The organism is Exiguobacterium sp. s35, assembly GCF_018617535.1.
Lineage (GTDB): Bacteria > Bacillota > Bacilli > Exiguobacteriales > Exiguobacteriaceae > Exiguobacterium > Exiguobacterium aestuarii.
Genome location: NZ_JACSKI010000001.1, coordinates 393671 through 408263, shown reverse-complemented (window position 1 = coordinate 408263; position 14593 = coordinate 393671). Strand labels below are relative to the sequence as shown.

Genomic DNA, 14593 nt, shown 5'->3' with positions numbered 1-14593 from the left:
CAAAAAAAACCAACCCATCCCTGATAGGGACGAGTTGGTTGACTCGCGGTACCACCCTACTAGTCTCACTCTCATGAGACCGCTCTCGGTAACCGATAACGAGGTCAGGCGGTCACGCTTACTATGGTTCAGCGTGACGACTCATAGGGGATACCGATTCGAGTCTTTCTCTTAGGCTCTCACCGTCCCTAAGTCGCTTCGTAGGTATGACTCGATCGACGCGTCCTACTCAACGTGTTGATCATTTATCCATGTTGTTCTTCATTCTGTGTGACTTCGTGGTCATTATACGCAAGTTCTGATCTATCGTCAAGAACCGTCTGCACAGGCGGCTCCCCGACAATCGTCTCCCACTCGGTGCTGTTTAAGAGCTCCATTTGGGCGTCGACGAGGACACGGAAACGTGTTCGATACAACTCGACTTTTTTGAGCATTTGAACGACTTCGCGTTCTGCAAGTTGCTCTTTACGGGCCGCTTCCTCTTCACGAGCGTACGCTTCACGTTCCGCTTGTTTCAAGATGAGGCTCGCTTCTTTTTGCGCGTTGTTCTTCACTTCTTCCGCTGCTTCCTGCGCGACGATGATCGACTTGTTCAATGTATCTTCCATCGAGGAGAAGTAGTCAATGCGAGCTTGCATATCGTTGACAAGTTCTTCATACCGTCGATTCTCACGAATCAATAGTTCAAACTCTTTAATGATTTGATCTAAAAATTCATTGACCTCATCGATGTCGTACCCACGAAAACGGGAAGAGAATTCTTTATTATGAATATCAATCGGTGTCAACGCCATTCGACTTTCCTCCTAAAATTTAACGTATGGTCCCATACTGGATTTTAATCTTTTCACGTTTAGTCGAACCAAGGATCTCCATCATCTTAATACGACCGTATCCACGGACGGATAAAAGATCATCTGGTTCAAGCATGAAGCTCGGATCTTCAATGACTTTATGATTCACTTTGCAGTCACCGTGTTTCACGAGCGCCTGAGCTTTCTGACGAGATATGTTGAGTACCTCGCTCACAACCGTATCAAATCGTAAAGAGGACACGATGCCGAACCCCTCGATCCACTCTGTTTTCGGAACGACGAGTATGTCATCCTTCGCAACAGAGGAGATGCGAACTTTCGCTTTTCCGACACGCTCCAAGTTCATTTCGATGAACCCGACGGCTTCGCGGGTCGTAGCAAACTGGACGATTTCCTCTTCCAGGACGACGTCCCCAAACTTTTGACGCTTTAATCCAGCGTTCAGTAAAGTTCCAGTCACTTGTCGATGTGTCAGGTCAACAAATTTTGTCGGATATTCGATACGGCGAATCTCAATTTCAAAATCATCGGTATTCAGCTCATAATACTCTGGCGCCAAAATCAGCCGACGTCGTTCAGCTCCTTCAAACCCGCCATCGTCGTGAATGACGAGCTGCTTACCGACAAGCTGTTTGACGATTTGTTGTTCACGAGGATCTAAAAAGTCCGTCAACTTCAATACATAGCTGTTCTCGACTTGTTGTACCCAGTCCAACACTTGTTCGACGAACGCCCGTTCACTTGGTCTGTAGTGGTCATAAACGCTCATACATCACCCGAAAATGGCAGTGATACCGGCTTGTGCCATCCGAAGCACGAACAATGCGACGATTGGAGAGATATCGAGCATGCCACCAATTGGTGGAATAATCCGTCGAAACGGTGCTAAAAACGGTTCACATAAAAACGATAAAATTTGTCCGAACTTCGATTCGCGCGCGTTCGGGAACCATGATAATAAGATATAGCCGATGAGAATCCAACTATAAATACCAAGTAAGTCTCTCAACGTATTGCCTAAGGCAGGGATTACGTTTTCCATTCAGTTACCACCCTTTACTGTGAAGTTCATCCTCCGAAATCAAGTTTGAGATTGAACCAGTCAATTCGACATTGTTCGGAGTACACAGAATCGTGTTATGTCCAATCGAAGTCATCGATCCTTCTAGCGCATACACGACACCGGAAAGGAAGTTGACGACTTGACGTGATTGGTCTTTTGACATGCGTTGAAGATTGACGATGACAGCACGGTTTTCTTTCAATTGATCGCTAATATCTTGCGCTTCAGCAAATACACGTGGTTCAGCCAATACGACTTTCGAGCGTTCTTTCTTCTTCGTATTCAATGCCACGAGATTATTTGCTGATTTTGGGCGATCCTCTTGTCTCACGACCGCTGTTTCAGTTGAAGAAGTTGCTGATGTGTTTGCGACGGCAAACTCTTCTTCTTCGTATGTGCTGTTCGGATCTTCCTCGAGTCCAAAGAAATCTTTCATTTTGTTTTTGATTGACATAACGGATTCCTCCTTAAGATATATTATTGCACAAGTACGGTACCAATACGAACAAACGATGCGCCTTCTTCAATCGCGATTGGATAATCGTTTGACATTCCCATCGACAGCTCCGTGCAGGGGGCGTGTTCAAACCCTTTTACGTTCACTTCATCACGTAATCGACGTAAACGACCGAACGTCTCACGGAGGACTGACTCTTCTTCCGTGAACGGTGCCATCGTCATCAACCCGATGATTCGAATATGAGGATACTGTTTACAGTTCTCGATGAAAGGCATAACTTCCTCTATTTCAAGACCATGTTTTGAATCTTCTCCTGAGGTATTTACTTGAACGAAACAATCAATCGTCTCGCTCGCTCGTTTATCAATCTCTGCAGCGAGTGATAAACGGTCCAATGAGTGAATAGCTGTCACGTGATCGATGATTTGTCTCACTTTACGTGTCTGTAACGTGCCGATGAAGTGAAACTTTGCGTCTTCTGGCATGCCGTTTACTTTCTCAAGTAAGGAATCTGGACGATTTTCACCGAAGTCACGAATTCCTTCTGCGTAGAGAGCATTGGCCACATCTACGCCTACCGATTTCGTGACGGCAATCAAAGTAGGCTCCACATCTTGAACGTGGGCTGCCATGATGGATTGAACTTGCTTTACGTTATCTGAAATACTCACAATTTACGCTCCTTGACGATGACTGCCGCAAATCGACGCTTCGTTTCTCCATCTCGATACGAGAAAAATGGTGTGCTTGCGCCAGTCGATAAATTCGATTGCATGACGGACGTGTCATGTTCGTTTGCCAATACTTCATTGACGGTTTGGAGTGACAACAAGGCGTGGTCGCCCGAATCCTGTCGAACGGCTTCTTGATAGGCAATCGGCGAAACGGATTGAACCGCATCTAGCACTCGACGATCGACCTCATATTCATTCCCAGCAATCGCTGGACCGACGAGCATCTCCACTTCTGTCGCATCGATGCCTAATTCTTCAAACGCTTGGATCATGGACGTGACGATATTGCCGACGGTCCCTTTCCAACCCGCATGAGCGACACCGATGACTCCATGGTCTTTCGCACAGAAAAAGAGAGGTACACAATCTGCAAAGACGAGAGCGAGCGGCAATGCTTCTTCTGTCGTGATCAGTCCGTCTGTTTGCGAAATCGCCTCGTCATATCGAAATGCACCTTTGCCCTTGTCCGCTGAATCCACGCTTTGGACCGTTATCCCGTGCACTTGGTCGGCCCAAACGGAGTCTTCTAGCGAAAGATTCGCCTGTTGAAAGAACCATTGACGATTTTGAATGACTCCATCAATATCATCGCCGACGTGAAGACCGACGTTTCCGGCATTGTGTCCGTTCGTCCGTGTCGTCACGTAAGCAAGATAGCGAATCGATTCGGTTTCCCATGTATGTAACAGTTGCATCGGTTTCTCCTTTTTTAGAAAAAGGGATGCCGAGTCACGGCACCCCTTGTTGTTTAGTTACGGCGTTGTCTCACGAACGCAGGGATGTTGATCGTCTCGTCTGGGACGTCCCCTCCATACACTGGGCGATGGAAGTTCCCTTCGTCTTGTTGAGCCGCTTCATTTGCTTTTGGTTGGGGTTCCTTGTTCTCAACCTCAGGCTGTTTTTTCGGCTGCTGAAGGAACGGGTTCGCCCCTTGTGTTTCCTCAGCAAATTCAGTTGCGATCACGGTGACGATGATTTCATCGTTCAAGTTTTCGTTGATCACTGAACCGAAGATCAAGTTCACTTCTTCATCTGCGGCACTTTGAACGATTTGAGCTGCTTCTGTCACTTCATACAAGCTAAGGCTGAGCCCACCTGTAATGTTCATCAAGACACCTTTCGCTCCTTCGATTGAAGATTCGAGAAGTGGTGAAGAGATTGCTTTCTTCGCTGCTTCAACGGCACGGTTTTCACCTGTAGCAACACCTACACCCATAAGTGCAGATCCTTTTTCCGTCATGATCGTCTTCACGTCAGCGAAGTCAAGGTTGATAAGACCAGGGATGGCAATCAAGTCTGTAATCCCTTGTACACCTTGACGAAGGACGTTATCCGCTTCACGGAACGCTTCGATCATCGGTGTATTGCGTTCCACGATTTCAAGAAGCTTATCGTTTGGAATGACGATGAGTGTATCTACTTTTTCTTTAAACGCTTGAATCCCATGTTGCGCGTGTTGCATGCGCTTCCGGCCTTCAAACATGAATGGTTTTGTGACGACACCGACTGTGAGCGCGCCGATTTCTTTTGAAATCTCAGCGATGACCGGTGCAGCACCAGTTCCTGTTCCGCCGCCCATACCAGCTGTGACGAAGACCATATCCGCTCCGTCGAGTGCTTCAATCAATTGTTCGCGGCTTTCTTCTGCCGCTTTTTTACCGATATCAGGATTCGCACCAGCACCGAGACCACGTGTCAATTTGGCACCAAGTTGAAGCTTCACATCGGCTTTCGACATATTCAAGGCTTGAGCATCCGTGTTGACAGCGATGAACTCAACTCCTTGTACCCCGTGTTCAATCATACGGTTAACGGCGTTTGAACCGCCGCCTCCGACTCCAATTACTTTAATTTTTGCTACGGCGTCAATCGCCTCATCAAAGTACATCATTCAGGTATCCCCCTACTTATTTTCCAAGTTGTATTACAACGTCAGCTTAAACGCCAAATAATTTTTCCATCAAACGACTAAAACCTTTTTTCGACTCTTGATCGGTCTCGTATTCGTTCTCTCCAACATGAGTATCGGTCGGTTCCTGCTTATTGTGAAGCGTTTCGTAGCGAACTTCCGGTTTTTCGAGTTGAGATTTTGAAACGTGATGATCACTCATTAAGACATATTTCAAAACACCGACTGCTGTCGCGTATTTTGGATGTCTGACGCCAATCGACGACGGTTGATACAATCTCGTCTTTTGACCCATGACACGAGTCGCTAACTCTTGAATACCTGGTAGAGCAGCAGCTCCACCACAAAGTAGATATCCGCCATTCAGCATCGGAACACCTACTTTTTGAACCTTATTCAACATAAGAGTAAACATTTCCTCTATTCTCGCCTCTAAAACATAGCTAATTTCTGACTGTGGTTCGAACGCCACTTCCCCATTGATGTTCGTGTAGGAGAAACCTTCTGTTCCATCGGCCATTTCTTCGAGTGCGAGACCGTATTCTTCTTTCGCCACTTTGGCGTCTTGATATTTGCAGTTTAGCTTATAGACCAAGTCTCTTGTCATATGGTCTCCACCGACTGGAAGGATATACGAGTAAACGAGATCTCCACGATAAAATACCGAGACCGTCGTCTTTTCGTGCCCGACATCGACAAGACCAATGCCGAGGTCGATTTCATCTACAGAAGCTGCACTCATACCGAGCGCGAGGTTCCCTAAAATAAATCCTTCTAAGTGTAATCCGGCACGTTCAATCGAACGACGAATACTATGTAAAATTGTCTTCGATCCAGTAACCATTTTCCCATGCATTTCTAGTCGATAACCAAGCATTCCACGAGGATCGACGACACCCGTTTGTTGATCCACTGTGAATGATGATGGGATTACATCGATGACACTCATCTCATCCGGTAATCGCATCACTTGTGCTGAATTGATGACTTCCATCACGTCTGCATCTGTAATTTCCTGATCTTCCCGCTTCACGGATGCGATTCCATGACATGGGGCAATTTGGATATGTTCCCCTTCAATGGCAACGTATACAGATCGAATTTGATCACCTAACGATGTCTCCGCGTGTTCAACGGCCTGTTTGATCGCTTGGACTGTTTTATCGATGTCTACGACAGCACCACGTTTCACCCCTGCAGACGGGGCACACCCTTCTGCCAAAATATTAAGCGTTCCGCCGAGCAATTCACCGACGACGAGCTTAATCTCTGACGTTCCAATATCTAATGCGGCCACATAACCATTCGCTTCCAAAAGGGAAACACCTCCGCTCTATAATTTTCCTGTACAAATTACATGACAAATATGACAGATATCCAAAAAAATTGTTGGTTTCGACAAGATATCTCACGTCTAAGTTTACAACAAATAAGATAGTGAGAAAAGGTAGAATCCTACAATTTAAGCGGTTTCGCGTTATCAATTCGTTTACAAACGACAAAAAAACAGCCCTTATGTGTCTAAGGACTGTAATATAACTGATTATTCATTCGTTTTCTTGTATGGAACAAAGTAAAAACCACCATCCATGACGACTGTTCCTTGCTGACCTTTCGGAATGTTTTCATAGATTTCTCCATATTTCGAAACGGTCTCACTTAATTTCAGCGTCGGGGTAAGAAGCGTATTTCCGTCATTCATAAAAATCTCGTAACGTGTCGGCTCTCCCTCTTGTTTAGACAAGATGACTTCCGACATTCGGGCTCGCGTCGCGTCATCGACTTGTTCCAACTCACTGGCAATCTTTTCGAGTTCTTTTTCCGAATTGAATTCTCTTAGCAGTGGACCATCTTTTAACTTCTGAGGGTCGGTGATGGTGCCCGTCGGATGAAGTGAGCCGTCTGCTAACACGACGACATCTCCCGTCTCCGCACGAGCATAAGCAATCATCTTCTCTTCTGTCACATTGACGTGAACGACGTTATACCAAGATCGGTCCATGTCTACCCGTTTGACACCCGGCAACTTTTCCATTTGGTCACTCATCTTGCTCGGTGATAGACTGACAAATTTTGTCGATGTGTCGAGTTCCATGTCTTGAAACACGTAGGATTTATCAAGCCAGTATAGCCCAGATACATTCACTTCTTTCACGTTCGACATCGAAGTTTGCATATAGACCACGAGTAGGATGAGAATCCCAAACAAGGAAAGCACGGAGAACATCCGACGGTTCGCTTTTTTCCGTCGCTGCTTTTTCATGTACGGAATACGGTCTTCTAGACTGCGTACCGTTTGTTGGCTAGGTTCCATCGGATTCTACTCCTTTATCGAATGACTTCTTCTACTAAGTCGGCTAATGCATCCGACGCGTCCGGGAATCCGAGGGCACGGGATGCGTTCGCCATCTCTTCTTGTTTGTCGAGCACTTGGCGAATCGCTTCGACGAGCGTTTCCCCTGTCAACGACTCCTCTTTCACGAGTAACGCCGCACCGTTTTCAACAAGGGCAGAGGCGTTCTTCGTCTGATGGTCTGCTGTCACGTATGGGCTCGGAATCAATACGCTCGGTAAGCCGAGGGCAGTCAATTCAGAAATGGTCGAAGCTCCCGCACGCGAGACGACGATTGACGTACAAGCGAGTAAGGCCGGCATGTCATAGACGTACGGATGAACATGTACGTTTTCAGACGATGGCGCTTCTTTCGATACAGATTCGTAATGAACTTTCCCTGTGACGTAGAGCACGTTGATCGGTAAGTCTGAAAGCGCCGGGATGGCCTCAGTGACGGCACGGTTGATTGCTTCGGCGCCACGGCTCCCTCCGTAAATCAGTACGATTGGTCGTTCATCCAGATTGTACTGTTCTCGTACAGCTGCATCGTCGACTTTCGTTTGTAGCACTTCACTTCCACGCGGATTTCCAATCAAGCGTACGTTTGCCCCAGGGAAATGAACATCTGACCCTTTAAAGGAAAGGGCGACCCGATCCGCCTTTTTCGATAAAAACTTATTCGTTAACCCTGGGATGCTGTTTTGTTCATGCAAAATAGTCGGGATACCGAGTTGTTGCGCCGTATAGACGACCGGTCCTGACACGAATCCACCTGTTCCAATGACGACGTCTGGTTTGAATGCTGCCATATCTTTTTTAAGAGAGCGGACAGCTTTCAAGAACCAGTACGCCGTCTTTAAGTTCTCAAGAGAGAGGGACCGTTTCAATCCAGCGATTTGAATCGATTTGAACGGGACACCTGCTCGAGGAACGAGATCGGCTTCTAATCCATTCTCCGTTCCCACGTATTGTACCTGTAAATTCGGGTGACGTTTTTGTAACGTCTCAATCAATGCGAGGGCCGGATAAATATGACCACCAGTACCTCCACCAGAAATCATGACTTTCATCGGTTCGCCTCCTCATATGCGCGAACGAGATGGACGAACTGTTCGCCTCGTTCTTCAAAAGTCTTGAATTGGTCCCAACTCGCACAAGCAGGAGATAAGAGAATGACATCTCCCGTCTCAGATTGTTCAAACGCGAGTGGAACGGCGTCTGCTAACGTCTCGACCGTGAAAGACGGAATCTGTTGGGACTCTCCAAGCTCTTTAAAACGCTCTTTTGTCTCACCATACGCGACGACAGCTTTTACGTTTGAGAGAGCTGGCGCGAGCGAAGATAAGTCCGCTCCACGTTCGAGTCCTCCACATAGCCACACAATCGGAGCATCAAATCCTCGTAGCGCCGCTTCCGCCGCGACGTTGTTCGTCGCCTTCGAATCATTGTAGACGGCACGTCCGAGAACATCACCTAAACTTTCAGTTCGATGTGCGACACCGCCAAAGTTTCGTAATACTCGCTCGACGTGTGCTTTTGGAAGTGCAAACGGTTCGACCAACAGAAGAGCCGCTAGTACGTTCTCGACGTTATGGGCACCACCTAATGCCAATTCATTCACACGAATGATTCGCTCTCCGCGTACTGTGACCCAACCGTCCACAACGGAAGCATCTCCTCGCTCAAAGCTGAACGTATTCGGTTCAAGATGGGCCGGGACACGTTTCATCACTTCGGAGTCTGTCACTTTGACGACGATTTGGTCGTCTCGTGTCATCTGACGGAACAAATTTCCTTTTGCATCTGCATACGAGTCGAAGTCGCCGTGATAATCGAGATGGGCTTCTGATAGATTCAGCAACGCTGCCGAACGCGGATGGAAGGACTCAACCCCCATCAACTGAAAGCTCGATAATTCAATGACAATCAATTCGCCCGCTTTCGCGTTTGTCGCGACCTCTATAGCTGGGAATCCGATGTTTCCCGCGAGATGAACCGGGCGCTCTCCACCTTTGAGTAACTCATAGACGAGTGTCGTTGTCGTCGTTTTTCCATTCGAACCTGTAATGGCGACAAATTCTGCGTCCGTTGCCATATAGGCCAGCTCCACTTCCGTGTAGATTGGAATCTCACGCGACATCGCTTCTTGAAGCAACGGGATGTGATACGGAATCCCTGGATTTTTGACAATCAACTCTGTCTCATTCAACAAAGCGAGAGGATGTTCATTAAACACCGATTGAATCCCAAGTGACTGAATTTTTTCCTGCTCGTCTTCGGGAGGGATATTCCCCGTATTGATCGTCACATCCGCTCCCGCATGATGCAGATACGTCGCCGCTGCGATTCCGCTCTTAGCGGCGCCGAGGACGAGAACTTTTTTACCGTGCCATTGCTTTTCCATCTGTCTCACCCTTTTACATGAGTAGTAATGATAAACCTGCTGTAATTAAACTGATTCCACCGAACGTAAGGACGATTCGCCATTCCGACCAACCGACCATTTCGAAGTGGTGATGAATCGGGCTCATTTTAAAGATGCGCTTCCCTGTCGTTTTGAATGAAAGAACTTGCAAGATTACGCTCAATGTCTCGATGACAAAGATGATCCCGACGAATACGAGGAGTAACTCAAGTTTCAACATGAGCGCTAGTCCAGCGACAGCTCCACCTAACGCGAGCGAGCCTGTATCGCCCATAAAAATCTTCGCCGGATATTTATTGAAAACGAGGAACCCAATCAATGCTCCGACGACGGCGAATGCGAACCAGGCAATCCCAAGCTCATCTTGTGCGAGCGCATAAATTCCGAAGAACGTGAACGTCGGAATCGCTGAGAACGAAACGAGACCGTCAAGACCGTCCGTCAAGTTGACGGCATTTGAGAAGCCGACGAGCCAGAAGATGACGATCGCGATATAGAACCAACCTGTATCAAATGAAATCGATGTGAATGGAATCGAGATCGATGTATCGAGCTCTCCACCAAGTGAAAGGAACCAGGCGAACAGAACGGATACGACAATTTGACCAATCAACTTCTGAAGTGACGTCAACCCGAGGTTTCGTTTATTGACGACTTTAATATAGTCATCTAAAAATCCGATTACCCCAAACGCCATCGTCACGAATAGAAGTGTCCCGAATCCTGCGACCGCTTCCCCAAAAATGACGGATACGATGAAGCCGACTAAGATAGCTAGCAAGATGACGATTCCGCCCATCGTCGGCGTTCCCGATTTCTTCTGGTGCCAGCCCGGACCTTCATCACGAATCTCTTGTCCAAATTTCAACTGACGCAATGCCGGAATAGCTCGCGGCATGACGATTAATACACTTAATAATGCACTGATTAAGACGATTAAACTAATTAACATATTGCTACCTCACTACTCTATTTATTGAACGAGACGCTCAAGCGCCAGTCCTCGAGATGCCTTTAACAATACCACAGTATCCGGTCGTTGATAACGATGAAGGAGCGCCTTCGCTTCCTCTACGGTCGGGACAGATGTGACGTTCACTCGTGTGTCTTCAATACCATCAGCAATCCATTTCGCTTTTTCACCGACGAGAATACAATCCGTCACGGGAGATGTCACGACGCCCCCCACTTGTGTGTGCTGGGCTTGTTCGTCAGATCCTAGCTCATACATATCGCCAAGGACGAGAACACGCTTCGAAAAGCCTTCGAGCGATTTGACCGTTTCAATCGCCGCAATCATCGATGTCGGGCTCGCATTATATGCATCGTTGATGAGATGCGCTTCACCGAACATTTGCTTTTCCATTCGCATCGTCGTCAGTTTGATGCGGTCAAGACCACGTTGGATCATCGTATGATCAAGCCCGAACTCGAGACCGCATGCAATCGCATAAGCTGCGTTTCGGATTTGATGGGCACCGAGCACCTTCAGCTCGTACAGGTCACCATTGTATTTAAAGATGGATGCATCGAACGTCGTTTCGACCACTTCGATTTTCCCGTCCGCCGTCTCATCGTATCCGACTCGATAGCCTTGACCGGCAAGAAGCGGCTCATCCGCATCGACGATCAATCGTCCGTCCGGTTTCAGACCAGCTTTGATTTCAAGCTTCGCTTTCGCGATCCCTGTGCGTCCGCCGACTTGTTCACCATGTGACTCCCCAATGTTCGTGACAAATGCCACGTCCGGTTTGGCAATTTTCGACAATTGCTCGATTTGACCGAAGCCGTTCATGCCCATCTCTAACACGGCCACTTCCGTATCGCGCGGCATTCTGAGAACGGTAAGCGGTAAGCCAACGTCCGAATTGAAATTTCCAGCTGTCTTATGCGTCTTGAATTTTTCTTCGAGTACGACGGCAATCATATCTTTCGTAGACGTTTTTCCGTTTGAACCGGTAATGGCGACCACGAGTGGATTGATTTCCTCTAAATAGCGTGCCGCTGCCGTCTGCAAGGCATCGATCGTCGATTTGACGGGGATGACAAACACATTGTCCGGTTGAGGGCGACCTTCTTCCCAAAACGTAACGATGGCACCTTTCTCAATCGCTGCTTTGATGAAGTCATGACCGTCAACACGTGCACCGACGATTGGGACAAATAGTCCTGCCCCATTCTCATCTCTCGAATCTGTGGCGACGCGTTCGACGAGACGATCGTCTTCCACGTCAATCCCAAACCAAGACGCCAATTTTTGAACTGTCAATTGTTCCATACAAACTTCCTCCTCATACATAGGAAAAGAGAGCCGCAGCCCTCTTCATCTCGTGCGTTAATTCGATGGTGTCTCCAATTTCACTTTCAAGGAGGCACCCGTTTTGACAGGTTTCCCTTTGCCAATCGATTGCGATGTGACAAATCCGGTACCATCGATTTCTAAATTTAATTGATAGAGCGTCGCTAGACGTTTCACATCACGTAACGACCACCCTTTTAATGTTGGCATCGTAAACGAATTACTCGTTTTTAGCAACAGTCGTTCACCGACGACATAAGATTGTCCCTTTACAGGACTTTGAGCCGTCACTTCATCCCCGTCACCTAAAACGATTGGATTGAACGAACTGTCAGTCGCCTCTTTTACGACATCTTCACGATTTTTACCAATATACGATGTCACCGTCTTTGTCGAGGCCTCAACCGCTTTTTCTTGCTTTTCAGGCTCGACACTCCGGTAACGTAACGCGACATCCATCACATCTTTGAAGAGTGGTGCCATGATGCGTGGACCCGTTGTTGACGAGTCACTGTTCGGACGATCGACCGCGATATACATGACGAGTTCCGGATCGTCTTCCGGTGCCATCCCGACGAATGAGTGAATGTACTGTCCGCTCAAATACTTTCCGTTCTCAGCGATTTGGGCAGTACCCGTCTTCCCGACCACTTGATAGTTATCTAACGCATACAATTGTCCTGTTCCCACATCGCTGTTGACGACACCGTCGAGTGCTTCACGCGTCTTTTTCGCAGTCTCTGCAGTGATCGGTTGACCGACCTCTTTCGGGTTCGTCGTCCGAATCGTTTCGCCCGTCTCGCTGTTGACAATCTTCTTAATGACGTGCGGTTGTTTCATCGTGCCGTCCGTTGCAATCGCAGATGTCGCCTGCAAGATTTGCATCGGTGTCACCGCGGTCGATTGTCCCCAAGCTGTGATCAAGACGTTCATCGGACTCTCGAAGTCGAATTGACTGTTTACCTCACCAGGTAAATCAATTCCGGTCCGTTGATCGAACTTGAACGCTTTAAAGTAATCTTCATAGCGACTGAGACCGAGTCGTTCGTTCGCTAAGATCGAGAACGCGACGTTCGACGAGTGCCAGACGCCTTCTACCATAGGAATGGTACCCCATCCAGTAATGTTGTAATCATTGAATACCGTCTTGCCGTACTTGTATGATCCTGACTTGTACAACTCGTTTGGGTTATATACGCCCTCGTTGATCGCAGCCGCCAACGTGAAAATTTTCATCGTTGACCCTGGCTCAAAGCGAGACGATACCGAGAAGTTACTGTATGAGGAAATCTCACGAGTATTCGGGTCGAAAGATGGACGGTCCGATAAGGCGATGATCTCCCCTGTTTTCGGATCCATGATGATGGCCGTCGCATTTTTCGGTTCATACTCCTCATATAACTCATTCATCTTCGTCTCGAGCAGCTGTTGAATCCGATGATCAATCGTCAGTTGGACATCCGCGCCGTCTTCTGGCTCGATTTTTAATTGTTCGTCGCTCGAGACGAGCTCACGTCCTGCCAAATCTTTTTCGAATCGATACAAGCCATACGACTCACTTAAAATATCGTTGAGCGATTTTTCGATCCCGAGTTCACCGACGAGCTCGATTCGACCGTTTTGGTCAATCTTTTGCGCATAGCCGATGACCGAAGATGCGAATACTTTATTCGGGTAGTAACGTTTCGGTTCTTCGACGAACGTGATACCCGGAAGTTCGAACGCTTCGATCTCTTCTTTTTGTTCAACGGTCAAATCACGTCCCGGAACACCGAACTCGATTTGGCCGCGGTCGACATTTTGCTCAAGTCGCTTTAAGATGTCGGCCTCTGTCATCGGAAGCACGGTCGCGAGTTGTTTCGCGGCTTCTTCGAACTCGTTTGGCATGAGCGTCTTCCCTTCGACCCGCTCGCCACCAAGTTTTAACACGGCGACAAGTCGATACGATGGAATGTTGATGGCAATCGGTTGACCAAAACGGTCGTACACTTCGCCTCGTTCGGCTTCTAACGTACTGACTGCCTTCCACCGCTGCTCTTCAGCGAACGCCAACATATTCTCGCCTTTATATGTATGCGTGACAGACAAGTAAAGAAACCATCCGACAAAAAATAAAAAGAGCGGGGTGAAGCAGACAATCGCTACCCACGCCACTCTTTTTTTACTCTGTTGTAGAGAATTCATCAATCAATCACCTTGACGTTCTTCTCATTGAATTTCATTCCGAGTTTCTCGGCAATCGCGTAAATTCGTTCTGGCGAGCTTAGTTGGGCGATTTCATACTTTAGTTCTTCGTTTTCTTTTGCAACCCCATTTACCTGCTGGTTGACGGCTGCCGTATCACGCATAATGTTATACGCTTCGTTGTGTTTTGACACCGTGATGCCACCGAACATGACCACTGAACCAATCATCACTGGATACAGGATCGATTCAAACAAGGTCAACGTGCGTCGTTTTGGAGCAGGTATTGGTCGTTCTTGCGGAATCGGATTTCGATTCGGTGTAACTTGAGGCTGCAACGCCTTACGGGCAGCTTCTGGCATCAGGTAT

15 protein-coding genes and 1 other annotated feature are annotated in these 14593 nt (G+C 47.6%); all 15 genes read right to left on the bottom strand.

Features of this window, described 5'->3' with window-relative positions:
* Positions 1 to 22: 22 nt before the first annotated feature.
* Positions 23 to 242 (bottom strand) — a binding site (T-box leader).
* A 3-nt stretch (positions 243 to 245) separates the two neighbouring features.
* Positions 246 to 794, bottom strand: coding sequence for a DivIVA domain-containing protein (locus tag KNO75_RS02105; RefSeq protein WP_074034869.1), 549 nt, complete (start codon positions 792 to 794; stop codon positions 246 to 248).
* Between the two features lie 19 nt (positions 795 to 813).
* Positions 814 to 1584, bottom strand: a complete 771-nt coding sequence (locus KNO75_RS02100; protein WP_214819604.1) for a YlmH family RNA-binding protein — start codon at positions 1582 to 1584, stop codon at positions 814 to 816.
* Positions 1585 to 1587: 3 nt separating this feature from the next.
* Positions 1588 to 1857 (bottom strand): YggT family protein, encoded by a 270-nt coding sequence (locus KNO75_RS02095; RefSeq protein ID WP_214745583.1) that lies wholly within the window; start codon positions 1855 to 1857, stop codon positions 1588 to 1590.
* A 4-nt stretch (positions 1858 to 1861) separates the two neighbouring features.
* Positions 1862 to 2332 carry a cell division protein SepF gene (locus KNO75_RS02090; protein ID WP_214819602.1) on the bottom strand — a complete coding sequence of 157 codons (471 nt, stop codon included), beginning with the start codon at positions 2330 to 2332 and terminating at the stop codon, positions 1862 to 1864.
* Between the two features lie 23 nt (positions 2333 to 2355).
* A complete protein-coding gene (locus KNO75_RS02085) occupies positions 2356 to 3009 on the bottom strand; it encodes a YggS family pyridoxal phosphate-dependent enzyme (protein ID WP_214819600.1) in 654 nt (217 codons plus the stop codon).
* Positions 3006 to 3767, bottom strand: coding sequence for a peptidoglycan editing factor PgeF (pgeF, locus tag KNO75_RS02080; protein ID WP_214819599.1), 762 nt, complete (start codon positions 3765 to 3767; stop codon positions 3006 to 3008). Before pgeF ends, KNO75_RS02085 begins: the two co-directional genes overlap by 4 nt.
* Positions 3768 to 3820: 53 nt before the next feature.
* Positions 3821 to 4963 carry a cell division protein FtsZ gene (gene ftsZ / locus KNO75_RS02075; RefSeq protein WP_214691765.1) on the bottom strand — a complete coding sequence of 381 codons (1143 nt, stop codon included), beginning with the start codon at positions 4961 to 4963 and terminating at the stop codon, positions 3821 to 3823.
* A 46-nt stretch (positions 4964 to 5009) separates the two neighbouring features.
* Positions 5010 to 6296: a cell division protein FtsA gene (gene ftsA / locus KNO75_RS02070; protein ID WP_214691764.1), complete on the bottom strand. Its 1287-nt coding sequence runs from the start codon at positions 6294 to 6296 to the stop codon at positions 5010 to 5012.
* A gap of 228 nt (positions 6297 to 6524) precedes the next feature.
* Positions 6525 to 7295 (bottom strand): cell division protein FtsQ/DivIB, encoded by a 771-nt coding sequence (locus KNO75_RS02065; protein ID WP_214819597.1) that lies wholly within the window; start codon positions 7293 to 7295, stop codon positions 6525 to 6527.
* Positions 7296 to 7309: 14 nt separating this feature from the next.
* On the bottom strand, positions 7310 to 8386 hold the full coding sequence (gene murG / locus KNO75_RS02060; protein WP_214691762.1) for an undecaprenyldiphospho-muramoylpentapeptide beta-N-acetylglucosaminyltransferase: 1077 nt from the start codon (positions 8384 to 8386) through the stop codon (positions 7310 to 7312).
* On the bottom strand, positions 8383 to 9720 hold the full coding sequence (murD, locus tag KNO75_RS02055) for a UDP-N-acetylmuramoyl-L-alanine--D-glutamate ligase (protein WP_214819595.1): 1338 nt from the start codon (positions 9718 to 9720) through the stop codon (positions 8383 to 8385). Before murD ends, murG begins: the two co-directional genes overlap by 4 nt.
* 13 nt (positions 9721 to 9733) lie before the next feature.
* A complete protein-coding gene (gene mraY / locus KNO75_RS02050) occupies positions 9734 to 10693 on the bottom strand; it encodes a phospho-N-acetylmuramoyl-pentapeptide-transferase (RefSeq protein ID WP_214691760.1) in 960 nt (319 codons plus the stop codon).
* A gap of 21 nt (positions 10694 to 10714) precedes the next feature.
* Positions 10715 to 12019, bottom strand: coding sequence for a UDP-N-acetylmuramoyl-tripeptide--D-alanyl-D-alanine ligase (locus KNO75_RS02045; RefSeq protein ID WP_214819593.1), 1305 nt, complete (start codon positions 12017 to 12019; stop codon positions 10715 to 10717).
* 57 nt (positions 12020 to 12076) lie between these two features.
* On the bottom strand, positions 12077 to 14224 hold the full coding sequence (locus tag KNO75_RS02040) for a penicillin-binding protein (RefSeq protein ID WP_214819591.1): 2148 nt from the start codon (positions 14222 to 14224) through the stop codon (positions 12077 to 12079).
* Positions 14224 to 14586, bottom strand: a complete 363-nt coding sequence (gene ftsL / locus KNO75_RS02035; RefSeq protein ID WP_214691757.1) for a cell division protein FtsL — start codon at positions 14584 to 14586, stop codon at positions 14224 to 14226. The genes KNO75_RS02040 and ftsL overlap by 1 nt, the downstream gene beginning before the upstream one ends.
* Positions 14587 to 14593: the final 7 nt, after the last annotated feature.

Excerpts from the sequence above, each read along its gene's own strand:
- KNO75_RS02105 (WP_074034869.1), bottom strand. The coding sequence starts at position 794 with ATGGCGTTGACACCGATTGATATTCATAATAAAGAATTCTCTTCCCGT.
- KNO75_RS02100 (WP_214819604.1), bottom strand. The coding sequence starts at position 1,584 with ATGAGCGTTTATGACCACTACAGACCAAGTGAACGGGCGTTCGTCGAA.
- KNO75_RS02095 (WP_214745583.1), bottom strand. The coding sequence starts at position 1,857 with ATGGAAAACGTAATCCCTGCCTTAGGCAATACGTTGAGAGACTTACTT.
- KNO75_RS02090 (WP_214819602.1), bottom strand. The coding sequence starts at position 2,332 with ATGTCAATCAAAAACAAAATGAAAGATTTCTTTGGACTCGAGGAAGAT.
- pgeF (WP_214819599.1), bottom strand. The coding sequence starts at position 3,767 with ATGCAACTGTTACATACATGGGAAACCGAATCGATTCGCTATCTTGCT.
- ftsZ (WP_214691765.1), bottom strand. The coding sequence starts at position 4,963 with ATGATGTACTTTGATGAGGCGATTGACGCCGTAGCAAAAATTAAAGTA.
- KNO75_RS02065 (WP_214819597.1), bottom strand. The coding sequence starts at position 7,295 with ATGGAACCTAGCCAACAAACGGTACGCAGTCTAGAAGACCGTATTCCG.
- murG (WP_214691762.1), bottom strand. The coding sequence starts at position 8,386 with ATGAAAGTCATGATTTCTGGTGGAGGTACTGGTGGTCATATTTATCCG.
- murD (WP_214819595.1), bottom strand. The coding sequence starts at position 9,720 with ATGGAAAAGCAATGGCACGGTAAAAAAGTTCTCGTCCTCGGCGCCGCT.
- mraY (WP_214691760.1), bottom strand. The coding sequence starts at position 10,693 with ATGTTAATTAGTTTAATCGTCTTAATCAGTGCATTATTAAGTGTATTA.
- KNO75_RS02045 (WP_214819593.1), bottom strand. The coding sequence starts at position 12,019 with ATGGAACAATTGACAGTTCAAAAATTGGCGTCTTGGTTTGGGATTGAC.
- KNO75_RS02040 (WP_214819591.1), bottom strand. The coding sequence starts at position 14,224 with ATGAATTCTCTACAACAGAGTAAAAAAAGAGTGGCGTGGGTAGCGATT.
- ftsL (WP_214691757.1), bottom strand. The coding sequence starts at position 14,586 with ATGCCAGAAGCTGCCCGTAAGGCGTTGCAGCCTCAAGTTACACCGAAT.